22 protein-coding genes are annotated in these 26,199 nt (G+C 69.5%); 16 read left to right on the top strand and 6 right to left on the bottom strand.

From position 1 onward, the window contains the following. Positions 1-10: 10 nt before the first annotated feature. The 14 genes from Q0Q23_RS00695 to Q0Q23_RS00630 all read left to right on the top strand — a co-directional run bounded on the left by Q0Q23_RS00695 (position 11) and on the right by Q0Q23_RS00630 (position 15,356). The gene (locus Q0Q23_RS00695; protein WP_295117764.1) at positions 11-529 is read left to right on the top strand and encodes a hypothetical protein; all 519 of its coding nucleotides are present in this window, start codon (positions 11-13) and stop codon (positions 527-529) included. Then, the gene (locus tag Q0Q23_RS00690; protein WP_295117762.1) at positions 526-1,572 is read left to right on the top strand and encodes a MoxR family ATPase; all 1,047 of its coding nucleotides are present in this window, start codon (positions 526-528) and stop codon (positions 1,570-1,572) included. Before Q0Q23_RS00695 ends, Q0Q23_RS00690 begins: the two co-directional genes overlap by 4 nt. Continuing rightward, positions 1,572-2,900, top strand: coding sequence for a DUF58 domain-containing protein (locus Q0Q23_RS00685; RefSeq protein ID WP_295117761.1), 1,329 nt, complete (start codon positions 1,572-1,574; stop codon positions 2,898-2,900). The genes Q0Q23_RS00690 and Q0Q23_RS00685 overlap by 1 nt, the downstream gene beginning before the upstream one ends. Continuing rightward, complete coding sequence (locus Q0Q23_RS00680) at positions 2,897-3,463, top strand: hypothetical protein (RefSeq protein ID WP_295117758.1); 567 nt, start codon at positions 2,897-2,899, stop codon at positions 3,461-3,463. Before Q0Q23_RS00685 ends, Q0Q23_RS00680 begins: the two co-directional genes overlap by 4 nt. 310 nt (positions 3,464-3,773) lie before the next feature. Beyond that, on the top strand, positions 3,774-6,698 hold the full coding sequence (uvrA, locus tag Q0Q23_RS00675; RefSeq protein ID WP_295118077.1) for an excinuclease ABC subunit UvrA: 2,925 nt from the start codon (positions 3,774-3,776) through the stop codon (positions 6,696-6,698). A 10-nt stretch (positions 6,699-6,708) separates the two neighbouring features. Further along, complete coding sequence (gene uvrC / locus Q0Q23_RS00670) at positions 6,709-8,709, top strand: excinuclease ABC subunit UvrC (RefSeq protein WP_295117756.1); 2,001 nt, start codon at positions 6,709-6,711, stop codon at positions 8,707-8,709. 101 nt (positions 8,710-8,810) lie between these two features. Next, positions 8,811-9,698, top strand: coding sequence for an RNase adapter RapZ (gene rapZ / locus Q0Q23_RS00665; RefSeq protein WP_295117753.1), 888 nt, complete (start codon positions 8,811-8,813; stop codon positions 9,696-9,698). A 57-nt stretch (positions 9,699-9,755) separates the two neighbouring features. Beyond that, the gene (gene whiA / locus Q0Q23_RS00660; RefSeq protein WP_295117751.1) at positions 9,756-10,736 is read left to right on the top strand and encodes a DNA-binding protein WhiA; all 981 of its coding nucleotides are present in this window, start codon (positions 9,756-9,758) and stop codon (positions 10,734-10,736) included. Positions 10,737-10,869: 133 nt separating this feature from the next. Continuing rightward, a complete protein-coding gene (locus Q0Q23_RS00655) occupies positions 10,870-11,496 on the top strand; it encodes a superoxide dismutase (RefSeq protein ID WP_295117748.1) in 627 nt (208 codons plus the stop codon). A gap of 102 nt (positions 11,497-11,598) precedes the next feature. Further along, positions 11,599-12,603: a type I glyceraldehyde-3-phosphate dehydrogenase gene (gene gap, locus Q0Q23_RS00650; protein WP_295117745.1), complete on the top strand. Its 1,005-nt coding sequence runs from the start codon at positions 11,599-11,601 to the stop codon at positions 12,601-12,603. Between the two features lie 15 nt (positions 12,604-12,618). Next, a complete protein-coding gene (locus Q0Q23_RS00645; RefSeq protein ID WP_295117742.1) occupies positions 12,619-13,836 on the top strand; it encodes a phosphoglycerate kinase in 1,218 nt (405 codons plus the stop codon). Continuing rightward, positions 13,824-14,627 (top strand): triose-phosphate isomerase, encoded by an 804-nt coding sequence (tpiA, locus tag Q0Q23_RS00640; protein WP_295117739.1) that lies wholly within the window; start codon positions 13,824-13,826, stop codon positions 14,625-14,627. The genes Q0Q23_RS00645 and tpiA overlap by 13 nt, the downstream gene beginning before the upstream one ends. A gap of 90 nt (positions 14,628-14,717) precedes the next feature. Continuing rightward, the gene (gene secG, locus Q0Q23_RS00635; RefSeq protein WP_055915982.1) at positions 14,718-14,963 is read left to right on the top strand and encodes a preprotein translocase subunit SecG; all 246 of its coding nucleotides are present in this window, start codon (positions 14,718-14,720) and stop codon (positions 14,961-14,963) included. A 27-nt stretch (positions 14,964-14,990) separates the two neighbouring features. After that, positions 14,991-15,356 (top strand): RNA polymerase-binding protein RbpA, encoded by a 366-nt coding sequence (locus Q0Q23_RS00630; RefSeq protein ID WP_055915984.1) that lies wholly within the window; start codon positions 14,991-14,993, stop codon positions 15,354-15,356. A gap of 78 nt (positions 15,357-15,434) precedes the next feature. Here Q0Q23_RS00630 and pgl read toward each other — a convergent pair whose 3' ends face one another. From pgl to tkt, 6 genes are read right to left on the bottom strand one after another with little or no spacing between them, the layout of a single operon-like run. After that, positions 15,435-16,205 (bottom strand): 6-phosphogluconolactonase, encoded by a 771-nt coding sequence (gene pgl / locus Q0Q23_RS00625; protein WP_295117734.1) that lies wholly within the window; start codon positions 16,203-16,205, stop codon positions 15,435-15,437. Then, positions 16,202-17,164: a glucose-6-phosphate dehydrogenase assembly protein OpcA gene (locus tag Q0Q23_RS00620; protein ID WP_295117731.1), complete on the bottom strand. Its 963-nt coding sequence runs from the start codon at positions 17,162-17,164 to the stop codon at positions 16,202-16,204. The genes pgl and Q0Q23_RS00620 overlap by 4 nt, the downstream gene beginning before the upstream one ends. Beyond that, positions 17,161-18,702: a glucose-6-phosphate dehydrogenase gene (gene zwf, locus Q0Q23_RS00615; RefSeq protein ID WP_295117728.1), complete on the bottom strand. Its 1,542-nt coding sequence runs from the start codon at positions 18,700-18,702 to the stop codon at positions 17,161-17,163. Before zwf ends, Q0Q23_RS00620 begins: the two co-directional genes overlap by 4 nt. Positions 18,703-18,711: 9 nt before the next feature. Then, the gene (locus tag Q0Q23_RS00610; protein WP_295117724.1) at positions 18,712-20,322 is read right to left on the bottom strand and encodes a glucose-6-phosphate isomerase; all 1,611 of its coding nucleotides are present in this window, start codon (positions 20,320-20,322) and stop codon (positions 18,712-18,714) included. Next, complete coding sequence (gene tal / locus Q0Q23_RS00605; RefSeq protein WP_295117721.1) at positions 20,319-21,446, bottom strand: transaldolase; 1,128 nt, start codon at positions 21,444-21,446, stop codon at positions 20,319-20,321. Before tal ends, Q0Q23_RS00610 begins: the two co-directional genes overlap by 4 nt. Positions 21,447-21,480: 34 nt before the next feature. Continuing rightward, on the bottom strand, positions 21,481-23,574 hold the full coding sequence (gene tkt, locus Q0Q23_RS00600) for a transketolase (RefSeq protein WP_295117718.1): 2,094 nt from the start codon (positions 23,572-23,574) through the stop codon (positions 21,481-21,483). Between the two features lie 299 nt (positions 23,575-23,873). Between tkt and Q0Q23_RS00595 the strand changes: the two genes are divergently transcribed. Together Q0Q23_RS00595 and Q0Q23_RS00590 are read left to right on the top strand one after the other, a co-directional pair. Then, positions 23,874-24,170, top strand: coding sequence for a hypothetical protein (locus Q0Q23_RS00595; RefSeq protein WP_295117715.1), 297 nt, complete (start codon positions 23,874-23,876; stop codon positions 24,168-24,170). Between the two features lie 19 nt (positions 24,171-24,189). Further along, entirely contained in the window at positions 24,190-26,154 is a 1,965-nt protein-coding gene (locus Q0Q23_RS00590; protein WP_295117711.1) for an alpha/beta hydrolase, read from the top strand. Positions 26,155-26,199 lie beyond the last annotated feature (45 nt).

The raw sequence follows: 26,199 nt of genomic DNA, 5'->3' as shown, positions 1-26,199 counted from the left end.
GCGGGCGCGGATGATCGGACGCGCGGTGGGCTGCCTGCTCGCCGCGGCGATCGTGGGCGTCTCGGCGTGGTTCTTCGGGATGGATCTGCCGCACGCCGCCGGACTCGGAGCGGTGGTGTTCGCCCTCGGTGCCGTGCTCTCCGTGCTCGGAGAGCAGGCGGACGTGAGCTGGCCGGTGCCGTCGCCGCAGCCGCGGCCCGGAGCGCGCAGAGACGTCGTGCAGCTGGGGTGGTCGCTCGGTGCGCGCGGAGGCCGGGTCTCGCCGGAGGCGGTCCGCCGGCTCCGCGGGCTCGCAGCCGAGGTGCTCGACCGCCGCGGCGTCGCACTGGACGATCCGGCTTCCGCCGGGGATGTCGCCCGCCTCCTGGGCGACGACACCGCGGCCATGCTCCGCAAGGGCAGCGCAGCAGCCCCCCGCCCGCGCGACTTCGCGGCGGCTCTCTCCCGGCTGGAGGAGCTCGCGACGGCCGGCGATGGCACCGGCCCGGATGCACCCGAGCCAATCCACGACACGTCTGGAGCCAGATGACCTCCGATCCCGCCGCGGCGGCCCCCACGACCGACACCGTCGGCTCTGCCGACGATCTCGTCCCGCTTCCGGTCACCGAGGTGTCCCGGCTCGGAGCCGAGGTCCTCTCACGCGTCGAGAGCGTGGTGGTCGGGATGCACGAGCCGCTGCTGATCGCGCTCGCCACGGTGCTGGCCGGCGGCCATGTGCTCTTCGAGGACGTCCCCGGCCTGGGCAAGACCCTGGCGGCGCGCAGCATCGCGAGCGCGGTCGGGCTCGACTTCCGCCGGCTCCAGTGCACGCCCGATCTGCTCCCGTCCGATATCACCGGCTCGTTCGTCTATGTGCCGTCGACGGCCGAGTTCGAGTTCCGCCCCGGGCCCGTGTTCACCGGCCTGTTCCTCGCCGACGAGATCAACCGCACGTCGCCCAAGACGCAGTCGGCGCTGCTGGAGGCCATGGCCGAGGGGCAGGTGTCGGTGGAGGGGCGGAGCTTCCCGTTGCCTCGCCCGTTCCACGTCGTCGCGACCGCGAACCCGATCGAGTCCGAGGGCACGTACGCGCTCCCGGAGGCGCAGCTCGACCGCTTCATGGTCCGGCTCGGTGTCGGCTATCCCGACCCCGACGGCGAGACACGGGTGCTGCTGGCCCGCATCGCGCGGCGGCACGAGGTCGCGACCGTCGAGCCGGTCACGGATGCCCGGACGCTTCTGGCCATGCAGGCCGGGGTCGAGAGTGTGGACGTCGATCCCGACATCGCGTCGTACTGCGTCGCCCTGGCCGCCGCCACCCGCCGGCACCGCTCCGTCGAGGTGGGCGCGTCGCCCCGTGGATCGCAGGGGCTCCTGCTGGTCGCGCGGGCGCTGGCCGTGCTCGCCGGCCGCGACTTCGTCATCCCCGACGACGTCAAACGTGTCGCGGTCCCGGTGCTCGCGCACCGCCTGACGCTCACCGTGCAGGCCTGGACGAGCGGGGCGAGCGCGTCCCAGGTCGTCCGTGAGGTCGTCTCCAGCGTCCCCGGTCCGCCGGTCGTCGGCGTGCGGGAACGGGAGACGGCGCCCTGATGTCGCTGTGGTCCCGGGCGCGCATGCCCGGACCGCGTGAACGTCCCGATGCGGCGGAGGGCGGTTCCGGCTGGTCGCTCAGCCCGGCGGTCGCCGCTGCGGCGATCGTCGCGACGGTCTGCCTGGTCGCGGCGTTCGTGATGTCCCGGCTCGAACTCCTTCTCGTCGCCGCGCCGCTGCTGCTGTCGGCACTGGCCGGCTGGTCCTCCCGGCCCGAGTCGGCCGCGGCTCGCGGCCGACTGGTCGTCGGCGGGGACGACGAGGTCGGCCGCGTGCGGGTCGACGCAGAAGTCGAGGCCGACGGGCGCATCGACGGCGTCCACCTGCGGATCCGGCGCGCCGACCGCGAGCCGGAGGACGCCGTGGTGACCCCGGGGTCCGCGCGGCGGCTCCGTTTCCGGGTGGCCGCCTCGCATTCGGGGCCGCAGCGCATTCTGTCGATCGCCGCGCGCGGGATCGGGCAGGATGCCGCCTGGGTCGGCGACCCCGGGGTGCCGATCGCGGCCGAGCGGGTGGTGCGCCCGTCGGCCCGGCGGGTGCGGAGCCTTCCGCTTCCGACACGCCTCCTGGGGCTGACCGGCGGACACGTCTCTGCGCGGCCCGGCGATGGCGGGGAGTTCCGCGACATCGACCGGTTCCGCCCGGGGGACCGGCTGCGCCGAATCGACTGGAAGGCGACGGCGCGTCTGGCCCAGCGGCCGGGCGAGCTGTACGTCCGGAGGACGACGGCCACGTCGGATGCGGCCGTGCAGTTGGTGGTCGACGCGCGCGACGATGTGCCGGGGGCCGTCTCCGGCTGGGCCGCTGCCTACCCTCGACCGGGCGTGACATCGCTCGACCTGGCGAGGGAGGCGGCGGTCTCGCTGGCCGGCGCGTACGCCGCCGCTGCGGACCGCGTCGGCTTCGACGACCTGTCCGACGCACGGCGCGCGCTTCCACCGCGCGCGGGAGCGCGCCATCTGAACCGGGTGCTGCGCGCGATCGAACTGACCACGGCGCACGGCGCGGCTACCGAACGCGCCCGCGCGCCGCGATTGGCGCAGGGCGCCGTCGTCTTCGTGCTGTCGACCTTCCTCGACGACCAGGCCACCCGCCTGGCCCTCACCTGGCGCGCCGCCGGGCACCGGGTGGTCGCGGTCGATGTCCTCCCGTCACGGAGCGTCGACGAGCTCGCGGCACGCGAGCGGCTCGCGCTGCGGGTCGTCGACCTCGAACGCGGGCTCCGGCTCGATCGGCTGCGGGCGGCGGGGGCGGAGCTGCTCGTCTGGGCGTCGCCGGACCGCGACGTCGTGCTCCGCCGGCTGGCGACACCGCGGAGGCGGCCGTGAACCGCCGGCCCGGGCGCGCCGACGGCGGTGCCTCTGCCGCGCCGGGCCGAACCGCGCCAGGCCGGACGCCGCCGGACCTGGGATTCACCGTCCCGGCCTGGTCGCTGCGTGCGGCGTTCGCCGCGGTGGCCGTTCCGCTCGCGGTCACCGCGGCGCCGAGCGGGCCGTGGCCGGCGGTGGCCGTCCTGCTGACGGGCGCGGCTGTGGCGGTCCCGCGCTGGCGAGTGGCCTGGGTGCTGATCGGCCTGCTCGCCTTCTCGACCCTGCTCGAGCCCGGCACGCTCACCGCGAGACTGCTCGCTCTGATCGTCGCGGTCCACGTTCTGCATGTCCTCGCGGCGTGGATGCTCGTCGTCCCGTCCACCGCGCGGCTCCAGCCGGCGGTCCTGCTGCCGTCGCTGCGGCGGTTCGCTCTGATCCAGCTCCCGGTCCAGGCGGCGGCGGTCGTGCTCCTGCTGACCGCGCGCCCGGCGGCGCCCTGGCTCGCGCTGGTCTCGGGCGGCGCGATCGTCGGCCTGGTCATCCTGCTGGCCTCGCTTCTCCTCGCGCGGCCCCGGGCCTGATCCGGGGCCCGATGCGCGGCCTGATCCGCGGCTGGGGGCACGGAGACCGCTGCGCAGCCGTGCAGGGGAGGTACGAATGTCGGAGGTCCGGCGTACGCTCGCGCGTGGTCGCGTATCCCGTGTCGAGACGCTAGAGTCGAACAAAGCTTCGAACCATCCCGAAGGGGCGCCGCGCGCGTGCGCGGTGGGCGAACAGACGACCGGGACGACGGCGGAATAGCGGAGAATGGAACGAGTGAGCAGTCTGGGAAAGAGTGATCTGGAGACGGGCGCGGGTGCGGGTTTCGACGGCATCGACTTCGGTGACGACGTGGGGGCCGGAGCGTCGGCGTTCGCCAAGCCGAGCAAAGTCGTGGGGTCGCACCTGAGCGTGCGCGGCGCGCGCGTGCACAATCTGCACAACGTCGACCTCGAGATCCCGCGCGACTCGCTTGTCGTGTTCACCGGCCTCTCCGGGTCCGGCAAGTCGTCGCTCGCGTTCGACACGATCTTCGCCGAAGGCCAGCGGCGCTATGTGGAGTCGCTGTCCGCGTACGCCCGCCAGTTCCTCGGCCAGGTCGACCGTCCCGACGTCGACTTCATCGAGGGCTTGAGCCCGGCCGTCTCGATCGACCAGAAGTCCACCAACCGCAACCCGCGTTCCACGGTCGGCACGATCACCGAGATCTACGACTACATGCGACTGCTGTGGGCGCGCATCGGCGTGCCGCACTGCCCGGTGTGCGGCGAGAAGATCCAGCGCCAGACCGTCCAGCAGATCGCCGATCAGCTCATGGAGCTCGAGGCCGGCACCCGCTACATGGTGGTCAGCCCGGTCGTGTCCCAGAAGAAGGGCGAGTTCGTCGACCTCTTCAAGGAGCTCGCCGCGAGCGGGTACTCACGGGCGCTCGTCGACGGTCAGCAGGTGCAGCTCAGCGATCCGCCGACCCTCAAGAAGCAGTACAAGCACGACATCGCGGTCGTCGTCGACCGCCTGGTCGCCGGTCCGGACATCCTCGGCCGGCTCACGGATTCCCTCGAGACGGCGCTGCGCCTCACCGACGGCCTGGTCCAGGTCAACTTCGTCGACCAGGAGGGGCCGGACGCCTGGCAGTCCTTCAGCGAGAAGCTGTCGTGCCCGAACGGTCACCCTATCCAGCTCACCGAGATCGAGCCCCGCACCTTCTCGTTCAACGCGCCGTTCGGGGCCTGCCCCGAGTGCTCGGGCCTCGGCACCCGCATGTCGGTCGATGAAGATCTGCTGCTCGGCGACGACGAGCTCAGCATCGCCGAGGGCGTCATCGTCCCGTGGACGACCCAGGGCAAGGGCCTGTTCAACTACTACGAGAAGCTGCTCGACGGTCTCGCGCGCGATCTCGGCTTCTCGCTGAAGACGCCGTGGAAGAAGCTTCCGGAGAACGTCAAGGAAGCCGTGCTGAACGGCGACAACTTCGAGGTCAAGGTGCGGTGGAAGAACCGCTACGGCCGCGAGATGTCCTACACGTCGGGTTTCGAGGGCGTGGTGCCGTACATCGAGCGTCAGTACGCCCAGGCCGAGACCGACACGCAGCGCGCCCGGTGGGCGGAGTACCTGCGCGAGGTGCCGTGCCCGGTCTGCAAGGGCAAGCGGCTGAAGCCGGAGGTGCTCGCGGTCCTCGTCCACGGCGCATCGATCGCCGACGCTTCGCTGCTCAGCCTCTCCGACGCGCGCGCGTTCATGGAGAAGCTGCACCTCACCGAGCGCGAGCAGAAGATCGGCGCGCAGGTCCTGCGCGAGATCAAGATCCGTCTCGACTTCCTGATCCAGGTCGGCCTCAACTACCTCGACCTGGCGCGTGCCGCGGCGACTCTGTCGGGTGGGGAGGCGCAGCGCATCCGCCTGGCCACGCAGATCGGCTCCGGGCTCACGGGAGTCCTGTACGTGCTCGACGAGCCGAGCATCGGCCTCCACCAGCGCGACAACCGCCGGCTGATCGACACGCTCGTCGCTCTGCGCGACCTGGGCAACACCCTCATCGTGGTGGAGCATGACGAAGACACGATCCGCACGGCGGACTGGATCGTCGACATCGGCCCGGGAGCGGGTGTTAACGGCGGTCATGTCGTGCACTCGGGTTCGTACGACGAGCTGCTCGCCAACACCGACTCCCTCACGGGCGACTACCTGGCGGGTCGGCGCGAGATCGCCATCCCCGAGAAGCGCAGGAAGATCGACAAGAAGCGCGTCATCCGGGTCGTGGACGCGGAGGCGAACAACCTCAAGAAGGTGTCGGTCGACTTCCCGCTCGGGGCGTTCGTGGCAGTCACCGGCGTATCCGGGTCCGGCAAGTCGTCGCTCGTCAACGACATCCTCTACCGGGTGCTGGCCAACAAGCTCAACGGCGCACGCAAGCTGCCGGGCAAGCACCGCACGGTGACCGGACTCGAGAACCTCGACAAGGTCGTGCACGTCGACCAGGCCCCGATCGGGCGCACGCCGCGTTCCAACCCGGCCACGTACACGGGAGTCTTCGACCGCATCCGCACGCTCTTCGCCGAGACGCCGGAGGCCAAGGCCCGCGGGTATCTGCCCGGGCGGTTCAGCTTCAACGTCAAGGGCGGCCGCTGCGAGGCGTGCGCAGGTGACGGCACCATCAAGATCGAGATGAACTTCCTTCCCGACGTGTACGTCGCCTGCGAGGTGTGCGGAGGTGCGCGCTACAACCGCGACACCCTCACCGTGCACTACAAGGGCAAGAACATCGCCGAGGTGCTCGACATGCCGATCAGCGAGGCGGCGGAGTTCTTCCGCCCGATCTCGGCGATCCACCGGTACCTGCAGACGCTGGTCGATGTCGGGCTCGGGTACGTCCGGCTGGGGCAGAGCGCCACGACGCTCTCCGGTGGAGAGGCCCAGCGCGTCAAGCTCGCGACCGAGCTGCAGCGGCGGTCGAACGGCCGCAGTGTGTACGTGCTCGACGAGCCGACGACGGGCCTGCATTTCGAAGACGTCCGCAAGCTGCTCCTGGTGCTGAACGGGTTGCTCGACAAGGGCAACACGGTCATCGTGATCGAGCACAACCTCGACGTCATCAAGTCGGCCGACTGGATCATCGACATGGGTCCCGAGGGCGGCGCCGGCGGCGGAACGGTCATCGCGACCGGAACGCCGGAGCAGGTCGCCGAGACGCCCGGAAGCCACACCGGCTACTTCCTCAAGGAGATCCTGCAGGGGGAGGGCGCTCTCGGCTCCGAGCGCGTCCGCGGCGCCGCGTAAGATGCCGTCTGTGAGCCCGTCCCGCAGCGACACGGTCAGCTATCGGCCCAAGGCGGGAGAGATCCCCACGCAGCCGGGCGTGTACCGGTTTCGTGACGCGAACCGCCGGGTGCTCTACGTCGGCAAGGCCAAGAACCTCCGCGCGCGCCTCAGCAACTACTTCCAGCCGCTGCGCAGCCTGCACGAGCGCACGCGGCGGATGGTGACGACGGCGAACAGCGTCGAGTGGACGGTGGTGGCCAGCGAGTTCGAGGCGCTTCAGCTCGAATACACCTGGATCAAGGAGTTCAACCCGCCGTTCAACGTCCAGTTCCGCGACGACAAGTCCTACCCGTACCTCGCGGTCACTCTGGGCGACCGCATTCCGCGCGTGATGGTCACCCGCAACCGCACCCTCAAGGACGCCCGTTACTTCGGCCCGTACACCAAGGTCTGGGCGATCCGCGACACGGTCGATCTCATGCTCAAGGCGTTCCCGGTGCGCAGCTGCTCCGACGGGGTGTACCGCCGGGCCGAGCTGACCGGCCGCCCCTGTCTGCTCGGTGACATCGGCAAGTGCGCGGCGCCGTGCGTCGGCCGCATCAGCCCGGAGGATCACCGGGGTCTGGCCGAGGACTTCGTGTCGTTCATGGCCGGCAACGACAGCAAATACATCCGCGCGCTGACCGAGCAGATGAAGCAGGCCGCGAGCGCCCTCGACTATGAGGCCGCGGCGCGGCACCGTGACGCCATCCAGGCTCTCGAGGCGGCGATGGGCAAGAGCGCGGTCGTGCTGCAGGAGAACGTCGATCTCGACGCCTTCGGCATCGCGCACGACGAGCTCGCCGCGGCGGTGCAGCAGTTCATCGTCCGGGGCGGCCGCATCCGCGGTGTCCGGTCGTGGGTCGTCGACAAGGAGCTCGACATCGAGCTCGGCGAGCTCGTCGAGACTGTGCTGCAGAACGCCTACGAAGGCGCGGACGCCCCTCCTCGCGAGATCATCGTGCCGGAGCTCCCGGACGACGCCGGCGAACTCGAGCAGTGGCTGATGGCGCGCCGGGTGGAGGCCGACGAGGCCGGACCGGTGCGGCGCGGCCCGAAGTCGACGGGAAAGGTGGAGCTCCGCGTCGCCCAGCGCGGCGACAAGGCGGCCCTCGCGCAGACCGCGGAGATGAACGCGAAGAACGCGCTCATCCTCTACAAGACACGACGCAGCTCCGACTTCGTCACGCGGTCGAAGGCGCTCAACGACATCCAGGACGCCCTCGGCATGGCGGACGCACCGTTGCGCATGGAGTGCTTCGACGTGTCCCACCTCAGCGGCACCAACATCGTGGCCTCCATGGTCGTGTTCGAAGACGGGCTGCCTCGGAAAGACCAGTACCGTCGCTTCAGCATCCCCGAGTCGACCGACGACACCGAGTCGATCTACCAGGTGATCTCGCGCCGCCTCGCGTACCTGCGAGACGACGCCGACGCTGGGGCTGTGGCGGGCGACGCGGAGCAGCCGATCACCGACGCGGACGCGGGCGACGACCCCGCGATCGACGTCGACGCGGAGCTCGCGGAGGCGGCCGAGCGCCGGCGCCGCAAGTTCTCGTACCCGCCCAATCTGCTCATCGTCGACGGCGGACAGCCGCAGGTGGCCGCCGCTCAGCGCGCGCTGGACGAGTCCGGGGTGACCGGCATCCAGCTCGCCGGGATCGCCAAGCGGCTCGAAGAGATCTGGCTGCCCGACTCCGACTTCCCGGTCATCCTGCCCCGCAACAGCGACGCGCTGTTCCTGGTGCAGCGCATCCGCGATGAGGCGCACCGGTTCGCCATCACCTATCAGCGCGCGCGCCGCAGGCGCGACATCACCACGGTCCTCGGTGAGATCCCCGGGCTCGGTCCGGCGCGCGTGAAGGAGCTCCTGAAGCACTTCGGCTCGGTCGCGCAGCTGCGCAAGGCCACACCCGAGCAGATCGCCGAGGTCAGGGGGGTCGGTCCGACGACGGCCGCTGCGGTCTTCGACCGCCTCAACGGCGACTGACGCACGTTCATCCGCGAACACCTTCATGGTGCCGCCAAGACCGCCGCCGACCCGCACTCAGTCGGTAGGCTTTACCCACGCAGTTCACAGAAGGAGAGGCCGTGGCGACCGACACCGACACGAACGCCGAGCAGCAGGAAGTGCTGATCGTGACCGGGATGTCGGGTGCGGGCCGTTCGACGGTCGCGAACGCGCTCGAAGACCTCGACTGGTACGTCGTCGACAACCTGCCTCCCCAGATGCTGCGGCCGTTGATCGAACTCGCCAACCGGGCGGAGTCCGGCCTGCCGCGGATCGCCGCCGTCGTCGACGTGCGCGGACGCAACTTCTTCGAAGACCTCCGGGAGATGATCCAGAGCCTGCGCGAGGGCACGAAGGTGCGCGTGCTCTTCCTGGAGGCGTCCGACTCGGTCCTGGTCCGGCGCTTCGAGCAGGTGCGGCGCCCGCACCCGCTCCAGGGCAACGGGACCATCCTCGACGGCATCGACGCGGAGCGCGCGCGTCTGCGCGAGATCCGCGAGGCGAGCGACATCATCGTCGACACCACCGATCTCAACATCCACCAGCTCGCGACCAACATCACCGAGACCTTCGCCGCCGAAGACACGGCCGGAGTCCAGGTGACCGTCATGAGCTTCGGATTCAAGTACGGCCTGCCGCCCGACGCCGACCTCGTGGCGGACGCGCGCTTCCTGCCCAATCCGTTCTGGAACCCCGAACTGCGGCCGCACACCGGCCTGGACGAGGTCGTGCGCGACTACGTGCTGCAGCAGGACGGCGCAGAAGACTTCATCGCGGCCTACGTCGCGGCGATGCGCCCGATCCTCGCCGGCTACCAGCGCGAGAACAAGCGGCACGCGATGATCGCGATAGGCTGCACGGGAGGGAAGCACCGGTCCGTCGCGATTGCCGAAGAGCTCGCCGTCCGGTTGAGGGGCTTCCCCGGCGTCGCGGTCAACACCAAGCACCGCGACCTGGGCCGTGAATGATGCCGGCCGCCCACTTCACGGCGTGACCCGCGCCGTCCGTCACAGTTAGGAATCCGATTGGCTCTCACCGCCGACGTCAAAGACGAACTCACGAAGGTCGAAGTCAGCAAGACGACCGTCCGCGCCGCCGAGCTGGCGACGATCCTGCGGTTCTCGGGCGGCCTCCACCTGATCGGCGGACGCATCGCGGTCGAGAGCGAGCTGGACACGCCCGAGCTCGCACGCCGGGTGCGCAAAGACCTCGCGGAGCTCTACGGCGTCCGCAGCGAGGTCTCGGTGATCTCGGCGTCCGGTGTGCGGCGCTCCAGCCAGTATCTCGTCCGGGTGCTGGAGGGCGGCGAGACCCTCGCCCGCCAGACCGGCCTCCTCGATGCCAGGCGCCGGCCCATCCGCGGCCTCCCGAACCGCCTGACGACCGGTTCACGCGATGAGCTCGCTGCGGTCTGGCGCGGCGCCTTCCTCGCGCACGGATCGTTGACCGATCCGGGGCGTTCCGCCGCGCTGGAGGTCACCTGCCCGGGCAACGAGGCCGCGATGGCACTCGTCGGCGCGGCCGGCCGGCTCGGCGTCCCCGCCAAGGCGCGCGAGGTGCGCGGCGTGCACCGGGTCGTCATCCGCGACGGCGAGGCGATCAGCGCGATGCTCGTGCAGATGGGCGCGACCGAGACGGTCGCGAACTGGGAGGAGCTGCGGCAGCGCCGCGAGGTGCGTGCGACCGCGAACCGCCTGGTCAATTTCGACGACGCCAACCTGCGCCGGTCGGCTCAGGCCGCCGTCGCCGCGTGCTCGCGCGTCGAGCGCGCCCTGGAGATCCTCGGTCCGGATGTGCCGGAGCACTTGCGGTACGCGGGGGAGCTGCGGCTCGCCCACCGTGACGCGAGCCTGGACGAACTGGGTCATCACGCCGATCCGCCGATGACGAAGGACGCCGTGGCGGGGCGCATCCGCCGTCTGCTGGCGATGGCCGACAAGAAGGCGACCGAGCTCGACATCCCCGGGACCGACGCCAACCTCCCCGCCGACCTCGATGAGGTGTAGTTTCCTGACGGGCCTTCAGTCGGGAAGGAAATCTGGCGGCGGGAAGGAACCCGCGACCCGTCCGGTTGCCCTCACTAGACTGATCAAGTCGCCCGAATCGGGTCTCGAAGAAGAACAACTGTGGAGATGAGTAATGGCTGACTACACGCTCGCCGACCTTCCGTACGACTACTCGGCGCTCGAGCCGAACATCAGCGGCCGGATCATGGAGCTGCACCACGACAAGCACCACAAGGCCTACGTCGACGGTGCCAACACGGCCCTGGCGAAGCTGGCGGAGGCACGCGACGCCGACGACCTCACATACGTGAACAAGCTCCAGAAAGACCTCGCGTTCAACCTCGCCGGGCACGTCAACCACACCGTGTTCTGGAACAACCTCTCGCCGGAGGGCGGCGACAAGCCGACCGGCGAGCTGGCCGCGGCGATCGACGAGTTCTTCGGCTCGTTCGACAAGTTCCGCGCGCACTTCACGGCGTCGGCGCTCGGCATCCAGGGTTCCGGCTGGTCGATCCTCGCCTGGGACTCGCTGGGCCAGAAGCTCATCATCGAGCAGCTCTACGACCACCAGGGCAACCTCGCCGCTGCCACCATCCCGCTGCTGCTCCTCGACATGTGGGAGCACGCGTTCTACCTCGACTACGTCAATGTGAAGGCGGATTACGTCAAGGCGTTCTGGAACATCACCAACTGGGGCGACGTGGCCGACCGCTTCGAGAAGGCGCGCGAGAAGACCTCGGGTCTGCTGCTACTGTCGTAGCGGGTAGGCGTCCCGGGAGGGAGCCTCCCGGGACGCCGCCGTCCGTCTGAAATCACCCACATCGCGCCCTTCGGCGCACCCATCAAGCAACGGGAGACATCTGTGTCCGTAAAGATCGGAATCAACGGGTTCGGTCGCATTGGTCGCAACTACCTGCGCGCGGCCCTCGCCAAGGGCAGCGACCTCGAGATCGTCGCGGTGAACGACCTCACCGACAACAAGACGCTCGCGCACCTGCTCAAGTACGACTCGATCACGGGCCGCCTGGACGCGACGGTCGAGCTCGAGGGCGACAGCATCGTCGTCAACGGCAAGCCGATCAAGGTCCTCGAGGAGCGCGACCCGGCCAACCTCCCGTGGGGCGACCTGGGCGTCGACATCGTCATCGAGTCGACCGGCCGTTTCACCAAGGCCGCCGACGCCAAGAAGCACATCGAGGCGGGCGCCAAGAAGGTCATCATCTCGGCTCCGGCCACCGACGAGGACGCCACGTTCGTGATCGGTGTGAACGAGCACCTGTACGACCCGGAGAAGCACAACATCATCTCCAACGCGTCGTGCACGACCAACTGCCTCGCCCCGCTCGCCAAGGTCTTCAACGACGAGTTCGGCATCGAGCGCGGTCTCATGACCACGGTCCACGCCTACACGGCCGACCAGAACCTGCAGGACGGCCCGCACAGCGACCTCCGCCGCGCCCGTGCCGCCGCGATCAACATCGTCCCGACCTCGACCGGCGCCGCCAAGGCCATCGGCCTCGTCCTGCCCGAGCTCAAGGGCAAGCTCGACGGTTTCGCGCTCCGCGTGCCCGTCCCCACCGGCTCGATCACCGACCTGACCGTCGCCGCCTCGCGCCCGGTCACCGTCGACGAGGTCAAGGCGGCGTACAAGAAGGCCGCCGAGGGCCCGCTCAAGGGCATCCTCAAGTACACGGAGGACGAGATCGTCTCGTCCGACATCGTCTCCGACCCGCACTCGTCGATCTTCGACTCCGGCCTGCTCCGGGTCATCGGCGACCAGGTGAAGCTCTCGAGCTGGTACGACAACGAGTGGGGCTACTCCAACCGTCTCGTCGACCTGACCGAGTACGTCGCCGAGCGTCTCTGAGCACGGGGAACCGGCGTGACGCTTCGCACCCTCGACTCACTCGGTTCGCTCGCGGGAAAGCGCGTCGTCGTCCGCTGTGATCTCAACGTCCCCCTGAAGGACGGCGCGATCACGGACGACGGTCGCGTGCGAGCGTCGATTCCCACCCTCGACGCCCTGATCAATCAGGGCGCGAAGGTGGTCGTGATCTCTCACCTCGGCCGCCCGGAGGGCGCGCCCGACTCCAAGTACAGCCTGGCGCCGGTGGCCCAGCGGCTCTCCGAACTGCTCGGCAAGCCGGTGACCTTCGCACAGGACACCGTCGGAGCCGGAGCGGAGGCCGCTGTCGCCGGGCTGCGGGACGGCGACGTCGCCCTGCTCGAGAACCTGCGCTTCAACCCGGGCGAGACCGCCAAGGACGACGCGGAGCGCGAGGCGTTCGCGGCAAAGCTGGCCGCGTTCGGCGACGCCTTCGTGTCCGACGGATTCGGGGTCGTCCACCGCAAGCAGGCCAGCGTGTACGAGCTCGCGAAGGCGCTCCCGAGCGCCGCCGGCACGCTCATCGCGACCGAGCTCGACGTGCTCGACCGGCTCACCGAGAACCCCGAGCGGCCCTACGCGGTCGTGCTCGGGGGGTCGAAGGTGTCCGACAAGCTGGGCGTGATCGGGCACCTGTTGCCGCGCGTGGACTCCTTGCTCATCGGCGGTGGGATGCTCTTCACATTCCTCGCCGCGCTCGGCCACAAGGTCGGTTCCAGTCTGCTGGAGGCCGACCAGATCGATACCGTCAAGGGCTACCTCGCGAAGGCGGAGGAGCTGGGCGTTTCGATCGTGCTGCCGCGCGATGTCGTCGTGGCGTCGAAGTTCGGCGCCGACGCGGAGCACATCGTGCGGCCGATCGACGCGATCGAAGACACCGAGTGGGGTTCGTCGGGCCTCGGGCTCGACATCGGCCCGGAGACCGGCGAGCTGTTCTCCGAGTACATCCGCGGCGCGCGAACCGTGTTCTGGAACGGGCCGATGGGCGTGTTCGAGCTGGCGCCGTTCGCCGCGGGAACCAAGGCGATCGCCCAGGCGCTCACCGAGGTCGACGGCCTCGGCGTCGTCGGCGGCGGCGACTCCGCGGCCGCGGTGAGGGCGCTCGGCTTCTCGGACGATCAGTTCGGTCATATTTCTACCGGCGGCGGCGCCAGCCTCGAGTTCCTCGAGGGCAAGCGCCTGCCGGGTCTGGAGGTCCTCGGATGGCAGCAGTGAACGAGTCCGTGCGGCGTGTTCCGCTGATCGCGGGCAACTGGAAGATGAACCTCGATCACCTGCAGGCGATCGCCGTCGTCCAGAAGCTGGCGTGGACGCTCAAGGACGCCGGGCACGACTACTCGGCCGTCGAGGTCGCGGTGTTCCCGCCCTTCACCGACCTCCGCAGCGTGCAGACGCTGGTGGCGGCGGACAAGCTGCCCATCGCCTTCGGCGGTCAGGACGTGTCCGAGCACGAGTCCGGCGCGTACACAGGCGAGGTCGCCGCGTCGTTCCTTGCCGCGCTCGAGTCGCGCTACGTGATCATCGGCCACTCGGAGCGGCGCACGCTGCACAACGAGTCCGACGAGCAGGTCGCGGCGAAGGTCGCGCAGGCGATCAAACACAACATCGCGCCGATCATCTGTGTCGGCGAGACCGCGGAGGACCTGGAGACGCACGGCGCGAGCGCGGTGCCTGTCGCTCAGCTCCGCGCCGCCCTCGCCTCGGTCGACTCGGCGGCGGACTTCGTGGTCGCCTACGAGCCCGTCTGGGCGATCGGCTCGGGACAGGCGGCCACGCCGGAGCAGGCCGAGCAGGTGGCGGCAGCACTGCGCGCCGTCATCGCGGAGCAGCTCGGTGACGACGTCGCGGCCAAGACCCGGATCCTCTACGGGGGTTCGGTGAAGTCGGGCAACATCGCCGGCTTCATGCGCGAGCCGAACGTCGACGGCGCGCTGGTCGGCGGCGCGAGCCTCGACGTGGCCGAGTTCTCGGCGATCATCCGCTACCAGAAGCACGTCGGACTGTGACGATTCGCGGCGCAAGCCGCCGCGGCGTCGGCCGGTTATACTGGACGTTGGTTTTGCCGGGCGCCGCCCGGTCGCATTGAAAGGTCTAGCGTGCAGATTCTCACGGTCGTCCTGCAGGTCCTGCTGGGCATCACCAGCCTCCTGCTGACGCTGCTCATCCTGTTGCACAAGGGGCGCGGAGGCGGCCTCTCCGACATGTTCGGCGGCGGTGTCACCTCCAACCTGGGTGCGTCCGGTGTCGCGGAGCGCAACCTCAACCGCATCACGGTCATCCTCGGGCTCATCTGGATCACGTGCATCGTGGTCCTCGGGCTCATCACCAAGTTCAGCGCCTAGCCGGCGCGCCTTCACCAGAGGAGAAGCATGGCATCCGGAGGAAGCGCCATCCGCGGCTCGCGCGTCGGCGCGGGCCCGATGGGCGAACAGGACCGCGGTTTCCACGCGGAGCGCGTGGCGATCTCGTACTGGGACGCCCTGGGCAACGAGACCGTTCGGTACTTCGCGGCGAATCTGCCGGAGGAGGAGATCCCGGATGTGATCGACTCCCCGTCGACCGGTCTTCCGGCCGGTCGCGACAAAGAGAACCCGCCGTCGGTCGCCAAGACCGAGCCGTACAAGACGCACCTGGCCTACGTGAAGGAGCGCCGGTCGGAGGAGGAGGCCGAGCAGCTGCTCGAGGACGCCCTCAACCAGCTGCGCGCCCGCCGCGGAAAGCCCACGAGCAACTGACGTCGTCGCACACCCTGCGCACGACGAAGCCCCGCCGGTCCATGACCGGCGGGGCTTCTCTGCTGATGGTCGTCTGACTCAGTACGACGGGGCGATCAGGTTCTCCGGCACGTCGACCGCGGCCTCCTTGTCGACGAAGAACACGGTGCGCTTGCGGCCCTTGGCGCCGGCGACCGGCACCTCGGTGTAGCTCGCACCCGCGAGGGCCAAGCCGAGCGCACTGGCCTTGTCGCTTCCGGACAGCACCAGCCAGATCCGGTCGGAGGCGTTGAGCACCGGCCGTGTCAGGCTCAGCCGCTCGGGCGGGGGCTTGGGCGACTCGCGCACGGCGATGACCGTGGCCTCGGTCTCGCGGATACCTGCGCGGTCGGGGAACAGCGAGGCGATGTGCCCGTCCGGCCCGACCCCGAGGAACGTGATGTCGAAGCGAGGGAAGTCCTGCCCCTCCGGAGCGAACGCCGCGAGTTCAGCCGCATAGACGCTCGCCGCCTCGTCGAGGTCGGGGATCTCGTCCGATGCGGGGAACGGGTGGATGTTCTGGGGCGGGACGGGAAGGTGATCGAGGAGCGCCTCGCGCGCCTGGCGCTCGTTGCGCTCATCGCTGGCCTTCTCGACGAACCGCTCGTCACCCCACCAGAACTGCACCTTCGACCAGTCGATGGTGTCGCGAGCGGGGGAGGAGTTGACCGCCTCCAGCACCGCGATGCCCATTGTTCCACCGGTGAGCGCGATGTTCGCCACGCCCAGGTCGTCGAGGATGTCGATCGTCTTGGTGAGGAAGCGCGCGGCCACCGACGCGGCGAGTGCTTCCTTGTCGGGGTGGACGAGCACCCGCCGTTCGTTCGTCATGCTGTCGTGCCCGCTCCTTCGTCGGCGGTCTCGAGCAGTGCGAGACCCTTCGTGATGACCTCACCGTACAGGTCGTCCGGGTCCAGCCTACGCAGTTCCTCCGCGAGGCAATCGCGCAGGCTGCGGCGCGGCAGGGACAGGTCGTGCGTCGGCTGCCCCGGCTGCGACAGCCGCGCCACGTTCGGGACCTCGCGCTCGAGCTCGATCGTGCCGGACGCACGCTCCATCTTCACGCCGTGGATGCCGCCGGAGCCGATCGCGCGCGAAGCGAGGTCGTAGTGCACCGGCACCTGGAGCTGCAGCCGCAGCCACGCGGCGAGGAGCAAGGTGGAGGGGGAGTCGGCGGCGCCGGCCACTTCCACCGACGTGATCGGCTCGTACGGCGGCTGGTCGAGCACCGCGGCCAGCTGCGCGCGCCACAGGGTCAGCCGCGTCCACGCGAAGTCGGTGTCGCCGGGCGCATAGGTCTCCGCCAGGTGGAACAGCGCCTCCTGCGGGTTCGGCTGTGCCGACGCATCGGTGATCCGGATCGTCGCGATGCGGCCGAGGGGGGAGTGCGAGGCGCGGGCGGGTGCGATGCCCGGCCACCAGACGACCACGGGTGCGTCCGGAAGCAGGAGCCCGGTCACGAGCCCCTCCTCGTCGCTGGCCGTCTCGCCGTAGGCGCGCAGCACGATGACCTCGCTGGCGCCCGCGTCGCCGCCGACGCGGATCTGGGCATCCAGGCGCCCCGAATCCGTGTGGCTGCGCTCCTCCTCGGTCGAGACCACGATGACGCGCATCGGGTGCTCGCGGGAGGCGTCGTTGGCCGCCTCGATGGCCTCCTCCTCCTGGCCGAGGTGGGTGGCGATGATCAGCGTCAGCACACGGCCGAGGGCGACGGCGCCGCCCTCCTCGCGGATCTTGACGAGCGCCTTCGAGATGTTGCTCGTCGTGGTGTCGGGCAGATCGACGATCATGGGCGCCTCCAGACGCGGCCGTCGCGGGCGAGGAGCTCGTCGGCGGACTTCGGGCCCCAGGTTCCGGGGCGGTACTGTTCGGGCTGGCCCTGCGTGGTCCAGAACTCCTCGATCGGGTCGAGGATCTTCCAGGACAGCTCGACCTCCTCGTGACGCGGGAACAGCGGCGGGTCGCCGAGCAGCACGTCGAGGATGAGCCGCTCGTAAGCCTCCGGACTGGCTTCGGTGAACGCGTGGCCGTAACCGAAGTCCATGCTGACGTCGCGCACTTGCATACCCGCTCCCGGCACCTTCGAGCCGAAGCGGATGGTCACGCCCTCGTCGGGCTGCACACGGATCACCAGCGCGTTCTGGCCGAGGGCGCTGGTCTGCGACTCGGCGAAGAGCTGCTGCGGCGCGCGCTTGAAGACCACGGCGATCTCGGTGACGCGTCGGCCCAGGCGCTTGCCCGCCCGCAGGTAGAACGGGACGCCGGCCCAGCGGCGGGTCCCGATCTCCAGCTTGATCGCGGCGTAGGTCTCGGTGGTGGACTGGGGATTCATCCCGTCCTCCTCCAAGAACCCGACGACCTTCTCGCCGCCCTGCCAGCCGCTCGAGTACTGACCGCGGGCGGTCGACTTCGCGAGGTCTGCCGGAAGGCGGACAGCGGCGAGCACCTTCTCCTTCTCTGCACGCAGATCGGCGGCGTCGAACGAGATCGGCTCCTCCATCGCCGTGAGGGCGAGGAGCTGCAACAGGTGGTTCTGGATGACGTCGCGCGCCGCGCCGATGCCGTCGTAGTAGCCGGCGCGCCCCCCGACGCCGATGTCCTCGGCCATCGTGATCTGCACGTGGTCCACGTAGTTGGCGTTCCAGATCGGCTCGTACAGCTCGTTGGCGAAGCGCAGGGCCAGGATGTTCTGGACGGTCTCTTTGCCGAGGTAGTGGTCGATCCGGAACACCGAGTCCGGCGGGAAGACCGACTCGACCACGTGGTTGAGCTCGCGCGCCGTCCTCAGGTCGCTGCCGAACGGCTTCTCGATGACGACCCGACGCCAGCCCGTTCCCGACTGGTCGGCGAGGCCGGACTTCTTCAGCTGCTCGGTGACGAGGGGGAACGCCTTCGGCGGGATGGACAGGTAGAACGCGTGGTTGCCCATCGTGCCGCGCTCGACGTCGAGGTTCTCGACCGTCTCCTTGAGGCGCTGGAACGCCTCGGCGTCGTCGAACTCGCCCGAGACGAAGCGGATGCCCTGCGCGAGCTGCTTCCACACGTCGTCATCGAACGGCGTGCGGGCGTACTGCTTGACCGCGTCGTAGACGACCTTCTCGAAGTCCTGGTCCTCCCAGTCGCGCCGGGCGAACCCGACGAGCGAGAAGCCGGGCGGCAGCAGGCCGCGGTTCGCGAGGTCGTAGACGGCCGGCATCAGCTTCTTGCGCGACAGGTCACCCGTCACTCCGAAGATGATGAGGCTGCTCGGCCCCGCGATGCGGTTGAGTCGGCGGTCGGAGGGCAACCGCAGCGGGTTGAACTCGGGAGTGATCTCCACCGGTGACAATCGGACTCCTTAGTTGACGGCCTCAAACAGCGAGACGATGTCCGCCTCGGGGTTCGTGAGGGTCAGGGTCAGTACCGGACGGCCGTGCTCGCCGAGGACGCTCGCGTCGCCGGCGGCCTGGGCCTGGATGAGCTGGCCGAATGTGAACGGGCGGTCCGGTATCTCCAGGTCTTCCGGGGCCACAGCAGTGATCTGCAGGAACACGCCGACGGCGGGGCCGCCCTTGTGGAACTGACCGGTCGAGTGCAGGAAGCGCGGGCCCCAGCCGAAGGTGACGGGGCGGCCGGCCTTGGCGGCGAGCAGATCGCGGATGCCCGCGAGCTGCGGGAGTGCGAGCCGGTCGACGTAGGCCTGGACCGCGACGTAGCCGTCCGGGCCGAGCTGGGCCAGGAGGGCGTCAACGGCGCCGTCGAGCGTCGAGGCGCTGCCGAGGAACGACCCGGTGGTGCGCACCTCGACGCCGCCCGCGGTGAAGGCGGGCGCGACGGGCTCCGGTCGGTTGTCGAGCAGTGCGCGGGCGGCGACCTTCGCCGCCTCCACGTCGGGCTGGTCGAACGGGTTGATGCCGAGAAGCCGGCCGGCGACCGCCGTCGCGTACTCCCAGACGATCAGCTGCGCCCCCAGACTGCCGGAGACGAGGATCTCGCCCTCGTGCCGGTCGGCCGGGAACAGATGGTGCGCCTCCGCATTCGCGACGAGCCGGACCACCTGCAGGTCGGCCGGCTTCGAGGTCAGCTCGGGCGCGAGCGTGTCGAGGACGACGGGGAGGAGTCCGGTGCCCTCCTTGCCGGTCGATTCGGCGATGAGCTGCTCGGCCCAGTCGGCGAACCCGACGATGTGGGTGCCGTCGGCGACGATGCCCACCTTGTCCTTGAGCGGGTTGGTGCCGGCGATCGCGGCGCCGAGCACGAGGCCCGGGTTCGCGTCGTTGTCGACGGCGAGCTCGATGAGCGTCGCCTCGGCCTCGTCGAGCAGCTCGGAGATGTCCACGCCCGCCAGTCCGGAGGGGACCAGACCGAACGCGGTCAGCGCCGAGTAGCGCCCGCCGACGTTGGGGTCGGCGTTGAACACGCGGTAGCCCGCCTCGCGCGCCGACTGGTCGAGCGGGGAGCCCGGGTCGGTGACGACGACGATGCGCTCCGCCGGGTCGATGCCGGCGTCGCGGAACCACTTCTCGTACACGCGGCGTTGGCTGTCGGTCTCGAGGGTGGAGCCGGACTTGGAGGAGATGACGACCGCCGTGGCCTCGAGGCGGTCGCGGAGCGCCGCCAGCACCTGGCCGGGGTCGGTCGAGTCGAGAACGGTGAGTTCGGCCTCCGCCGTGCGCGTGATGACCTCGGGTGCGAGCGAAGAGCCGCCCATCCCACCGAGGACGATGTGGTTGACGCCCTTGGCGTGCAGCTGCTCACGCAGTTCGACGATCTCCGCGACCAGCGGGCGGGAGATCGCGACGGCCTCCGTCCAGCCGAGACGCTTGGAGGCCTCCGGCTCGGCGTCCGGGCCCCAGAGGGCGGGGTCCTGCGCCGTGATCCCGGAGGCGATGCGGTCGGCCACGAGCTGCGGCACGACCGTTGCGACGGCCGTGGCCGCCGCCCCGGTGACGTGGATGCGGAAGGTCACTTGGCGGCCTCCAGCGCGTTGCTGACGGTCTCGACGAGCTCGCCCCACGACACGTTGAACTTGTCGACGCCCTCGCGCTCGAGGGTGGCGGTCACATCGTCGTAGTCGACGCCGAGGCCGGCCAGCGCATCGAGCACGCCCTTCGCGTCGGCGTAGTTGCCGGTGACGGTGTCGCCGGTGATCTCGCCGTGGTCGAAGGTGGCCTCGAGGGTCTTCTCCGGCATCGTGTTGACGGTGTTCGGGGCGACGAGCTCGGTCACGTAGAGCGTGTCGGGCAGGCTCGGGTCCTTCACGCCGGTGGAGGCCCAGAGCGGACGCTGCTCGTTCGCGCCGGCGGCGACGAGGGCCTTGGCGCGGTCGGTGGCGAACTCCTGCTCGTAGAGCTCGTAGGCGAGGCGGGCGTTCGCGACACCGGCCTTGCTCTTGAGCGCGAGCGCCTCGTCGGTGCCGATCGCCGTCAGGCGCTTGTCGACCTCGGTGTCCACGCGGGACACGAAGAACGATGCGACCGACTGGATGCCCGCGAGGTCGATGCCGGCGGCCTTGGCCTTCTCGAGGCCGGTCAGGTATGCGTCGATGACCTGGCGGTAGCGCTCGAGGCTGAAGATCAGGGTCACATTGACGCTGATGCCGGCCGCGATCGTCTCGGTGATGGCCTCCAGGCCCTCGACGGTGGCGGGGATCTTGATGAGGACATTGGGCTTGTCGACCTTGGCCGCGAGCTTCTTGGCCTGCTCGATGGTGCCCGCGGCGTCGTGCGCCAGGCCCGGCTCGACCTCGATCGAGACGCGGCCGTCCACGCCGTTGGTGGCCTCGTAGACCTCGTGGAAGATGTCGCTGGCGTCGGCGACGTCGTCGGTCGTGATCTCGAAGATCGCGTCCTCGACGCTCGTGCCGGCGGCGGCGAGCTGCGTGACCTGCGCGTCGTACGCCTCGCCCTTGGAGAGGGCGGCGGCGAAGATCGTCGGGTTGGTCGTCACGCCGACGACGTTGCGGTCGGCGATCAGCTTCTGGAGGCCGCCCGACGCGATGCGCTCGCGCGAGAGGTCGTCCAGCCAGATGCTCACGCCGGCGGCCGACAGAGCGGCCGTGGGGGAGGCGGTGGTGGAAGTGGTGTCGGTCATCGTGGTTTCTTCTTCTCTTCTTCCGTGCCCGCGCTCAGAGCGACGCGAGCGATTCCTTGGCTGCGGCGACGGCGTGCTCGGTGGTCATGCCGAACTCGCGGAACAGCGTCTTGTAGTCGGCCGACGCACCGAAGTGCTCGATCGAGACGCTGCGGCCGTGGTCGCCGACGATCTTGTCCCAGGCGAGCGCCAGACCGGCCTCGATGGAGACGCGGGCCTTGAGGTGCTTCGGCAGCACCTTCTCCTGGTAGGCGGCGTCCTGCTCGTGGAACCACTCGAGGCAGGGAGCCGAGACGACGCGGGCGTTGATGCCCTCGCCGCGCAGCACCTCGCGGGCGTCCAGGGCGATCTGCACCTCGGAGCCGGTGGCGATGAACAGCACGTCGGGCGTGCCGCCGGGAGCCTCGGCGAGGATGTACGCACCCTTGGCGACGTTGGCGGCCGACGCCAGGGTGTCACCGGTGGCCTCGCCGTCGCCGCGCTCGAACACCGGGATGTTCTGGCGGGTCAGCGCGATGCCCGCGGGGCCGCCGCGGCGCTCGAGGATGGTCTTCCACGCGTACGCGACCTCGTTGGCGTCGCCCGGACGGACCACGTCGAGGTGGGGGATGGCGCGCAGGGTCGACAGCTGCTCGATCGGCTGGTGCGTCGGGCCGTCTTCGCCGAGGGCGACGGAGTCGTGTGTCCAGACGAAGATCGAGGGCACCTGCATGAGCGCCGCCAGGCGGATCGCCGGGCGCTGGTAGTCGCTGAAGATCAGGAACGTGCCGCCGAACGGCCGGGTCGGGCCGTGCAGCACGATGCCGTTGAGGATCGCGGCCATGGCGTGCTCGCGGATGCCGAAGTGCAGCACGCGACCATACGGGTTGCCCGTCCACTCGTGGGTGGAGTGCTCGGTGGGCACGAACGACGCGGCGCCCTCGATCGTGGTGTTGTTCGACTCGGCGAGGTCGGCGGAGCCGCCCCACAGCTCGGGCATGACCCCGGCGATCGCGTTGATAACCTTGCCGCTCGCGGCGCGGGTCGAGACGTCTTTGCCGGCCTCGAACACCGGCAGTGCGTCGGCGAGGCCCTCGGGGACCTCACCGGACAGCAGGCGGTCGAGGAGCTGCTTGCGCTCGGGGTTGGCCTCCGCCCACGCGTCGAAGCCCTTCTGCCACTCGGAGTGCTCCTGCGCGCCGCGCTCGACGGCCTTGCGGGTGTGCTCGATGACGTCCTCGGCGACCTCGAAGGTCTTCTCGGGGTCGAAGCCGAGCACCTCCTTGACGGCGCGGAGCTCGTCGGCGCCCAGCGCCGAGCCGTGGATCTTGCCGGTGTTCTGCTTCTTCGGTGCCGGCCAGCCGATGATCGTCTTGAGGATGATGAGCGACGGCTTGTCGCTGACCTCCTGGGCGTTGACGATGGCCTGGTGCAGCTCCTGCACGTCCTCTTCGTAAACGCCCGTCTTCTTCCAGTCGACGACCTGCACGTGCCAGTGGTAGGCCTCGTAGCGGGCCTTGACGTCCTCGGTGAAGGCGATGTTCGTGTCGTCCTCGATCGAGATCTGGTTGGCGTCGTAGATCGCGATCAGGTTGCCGAGCTGCTGGTGGCCGGCGAGGCTGGAGGCCTCGGAGCTGATGCCCTCCTCCAGGTCGCCGTCGCTCGCGATGACGTAGACGAAGTGGTCGAACGGGCTGGTGCCGGGTGCGGCGTCCGGGTCGAACAGGCCGCGCTCGAAACGCTGGGCGTAGGCGAAGCCGACGGAGGAGGAGATGCCCTGGCCGAGCGGGCCGGTGGTGATCTCGACGCCGTCCGTGTGGCCGTACTCCGGGTGGCCCGGGGTCAGCGAGCCCCAGGTGCGCAGCGCCTTGAGGTCGTCGAGCTCGAGACCGTAGCCGCCGAGGTAGAGCTGGATGTACTGGGTCAGCGAGCTGTGGCCGGCCGACAGGATGAAGCGGTCCCGGCCGAGCCAGTGCTGGTCGCGCGGGTCGCGGCGCATCACCTTCTGGAAGAGCAGGTACGCCGCGGGAGCGAGGCTCATCGCGGTGCCGGGATGCCCGTTGCCCACTTTCTCCACCGCGTCGGCCGCGAGGATGCGGACCGTGTCGACTGCCTTGTTGTCAATGGGATCCCACTGCAGAGCTGCCACGTGAAAACTGACCCTTCGTAGAAGTGGTGAGGGCCGTCTGTGGAACCCGCACCGGTTGAGGTAGTGCGCGCCGTGGACGTCATCGGCGCCGGTCGCGTTCTCCGTCACAGTCCTACAAATGGAGGCCGTGCGGAAGGGGCTCCGGCTGGCGAGCACCTCCAAGTATAGGTAACACGCACGAAACACGGGGTGTTCCCGCAGGTTCGTGTAACACGGCTTCGCTTGGTGCGACCCACGCTGCGTCTTCCCATTTGATACTGTTGTCACTGGTACAAACATGAAAAATGTTGGAGGCGAAGATGGCGAGAACGGTCAGCGTTGACGCTGGTCGGTTGCGAGCCGGTACGAAGACGCTGGAGGGGGCGGCCACCGGTCGTCGGCCTTCGGCGGATGAGTCCGACGGGTTCGGCTCGTCGGTGGCCCGAGGCGCGGTGAGCCGGTTCGAGCGGTACTGGGTCCGGGGGCAGTCGACGATCGACGAGCTGGTCGCCGGGTTGGCCGGCGCCCTCGCCCAGGCGGCGGATGCGTATGAGCGTCGGGACGCCGAGGACGCCGAGGCGTTGGGGAAGGATCGGGCGGGCTTCTATGGGTTCTAGGTGGGCAGACTGGTCGCCGGTGGGGTTCGAGACGGACCCGACGCCGGGCGATCTGCAGCTGGTGGAGGCGCTGGTCTCCCACTTGGATACGTGGTCTGGTCGGCTTGAGGTGCAGTCGAAAGCGGCCCGCAAGGTCCTGGACACGAACCTCGGGCCGGCGTCGTGGTCCGGCCTCGCCGCGCAGGTGTTCTCAGACCGGTTGCGTGCGCTGTCGGCGGCGGCCCTGAAGGCGGCCGAGCAGCACAATGCGGGTGCGGTGGCGGCGAAAGCGTGGTCGATGGCGCTGGAGTACGCACAGCGCGAGGCGGATCGGGCGTTGCTGGACGCCGAGGATGCGGTGGCGGATCTGGAGACCGCAGAGGCGTTGGTGGCGACGCTGGGTGCCGAGCAGGCTGCGCTGTCGGCCGCGCTGCGTGCGCTGGAGAAGGCGTACAACTCGCGCGAGAAGCCGCCGCCGGGCTCGTCGGCGCCCGCGCACGTGGATGTGACGCGTGCTCGCCGCCAGGAGCAAGACGGGAGCGAGAAGCTGGCGACGGCGCGGTTGACGATCCGAGACGCGCAGGAGCGGCTGGACGACGCGAAGCGGCGGGCCGAGCGGGCGAAGCAGGACTATGACGCCGCTGAAGGGGCGTTCGCCAGGAAGCTCGACGACGCGTTGCACGGCGCTCTGGCCCCGACGCCGCAGCCGGAGCTGACGGCCTTCGCGTTGATCGTCGGCAAGCTGTCCGGAATCTCGGTCACGGCGAGCGTGAACGCGTCGCTGATGGACACGCTGAAGCGGTTGACTCCGGAGGAGTTGGCGGTGCTCCTCGCGGAGGACCCGGACCTGGCGCAGGAGTTCTGGAAGCATCCGCCGTCGCCGGACACGGTCGCGAAGTGGTGGGCGGGGCTGGGCGAGGAGACGAGGGAGGCGTTGCAGACGGCGGCGCCGGGGGTACTGGGGAACCTGGCGGGGCTGCCGTATGGGGTGAGGCATCGGTGCAATCTGGACGTCTATCTGAGGCTCAAGGACAGTGCAGGTCATACTCCGGAACAGCAGAAGGTGCTCGACGCGCTTAATAAGGTTCTCTCCGATCCTTTGGCGTCGTTGGTGTGTTTCAACCTGGATGCGCAGGTGCCGATGGTCGCGGTCGGGTACGGGGATCTGGATACGGCGGACACGGTGACGTGGGCGGCGCCGGGGATGAACTCCGACGCGGCGGACGCGACCGAAAGCTGGTCGCGTGCCGCGCAAAACCTGTATCGAGAGCAAAAGAGACTCGACGCAGATCGTTCCCACGCTGTGGTGGGCTGGTTGGGGTATGACACTCCGGATCTGGTGAGCGTGAACACGCCGGCGTTGGCGCAGGACGGGTCGTGGCGGTTCGCGAACGAGCTGGACGGGACGCACGCCACCCGGGCCGCGCACCCGTCAGTTCCGTTCCCGTATGTGGCGGTGGTGGCGCACTCGTATGGCACGACGACGGCGGCGGATGCGTTGACGCACGTCAAGCACACGGTGGACTCCTTCACGATGCTCGGTTCGGCCGGGATCGACACCCAGGTAGTGTCCTCGCTGTCGGACCTTCACGTGAAACAGGCGGGCGGGCGGCCCTCGATCTACACGACCGCGGCCGAGTTGGACTTCCTCGCACCGTTCGGCTCGGCGATGGGCGGACGCGCGGAGCCGAACCCCGAAGCGCTCACCAACCTGGGCACCGCAGTAGCAATGCCCCTCAAAGGAGTACTGAACCAGCCGCAATCGATGGGTGGCGCGCAGTCGTTCTCCGCCGAAGGCGCCGTACTGCCCAATGGTGAAGTGCTGAAGCAGACCAAAGGCCACAGCACGGTCGGCGAGCACATCGACGGCCTGAACCCCCTCAACGGGATCGCGCCGGAAGGCTTCGGCTACCTCGACGAGGGTACGGAGGCGTTGCGGAACACGGGCTTCACAACGATGGGCCTGTCCCGGAGCGTCGTCGGCGGGTTGAAGGCCACCCGATGAACGCGAGGTCGGGCGTCGTGGCGGGTCGAAGAGTGAGAATGTGCG

This window comes from uncultured Leifsonia sp., from assembly GCF_945957465.1.
Lineage (GTDB): Bacteria > Actinomycetota > Actinomycetes > Actinomycetales > Microbacteriaceae > Leifsonia.
The sequence above is the reverse complement of the archived record's forward strand: the minus strand, read 5'-3'. Positions and strand labels throughout refer to the sequence as shown.

Bases quoted from the DNA above. Each gene is read 5' to 3' on its own strand.
- pgl (WP_295117734.1), bottom strand. From the start codon at position 16,205: ATGACGAACGAACGGCGGGTGCTCGTCCACCCCGACAAGGAAGCACTC.
- Q0Q23_RS00630 (WP_055915984.1), top strand. From the start codon at position 14,991: ATGGCATCCGGAGGAAGCGCCATCCGCGGCTCGCGCGTCGGCGCGGGC.
- Q0Q23_RS00695 (WP_295117764.1), top strand. From the start codon at position 11: ATGATCGGACGCGCGGTGGGCTGCCTGCTCGCCGCGGCGATCGTGGGC.
- tpiA (WP_295117739.1), top strand. From the start codon at position 13,824: ATGGCAGCAGTGAACGAGTCCGTGCGGCGTGTTCCGCTGATCGCGGGC.
- Q0Q23_RS00620 (WP_295117731.1), bottom strand. From the start codon at position 17,164: ATGATCGTCGATCTGCCCGACACCACGACGAGCAACATCTCGAAGGCG.
- Q0Q23_RS00655 (WP_295117748.1), top strand. From the start codon at position 10,870: ATGGCTGACTACACGCTCGCCGACCTTCCGTACGACTACTCGGCGCTC.
- Q0Q23_RS00690 (WP_295117762.1), top strand. From the start codon at position 526: ATGACCTCCGATCCCGCCGCGGCGGCCCCCACGACCGACACCGTCGGC.
- Q0Q23_RS00685 (WP_295117761.1), top strand. From the start codon at position 1,572: ATGTCGCTGTGGTCCCGGGCGCGCATGCCCGGACCGCGTGAACGTCCC.
- Q0Q23_RS00595 (WP_295117715.1), top strand. From the start codon at position 23,874: ATGGCGAGAACGGTCAGCGTTGACGCTGGTCGGTTGCGAGCCGGTACG.
- tal (WP_295117721.1), bottom strand. From the start codon at position 21,446: ATGACCGACACCACTTCCACCACCGCCTCCCCCACGGCCGCTCTGTCG.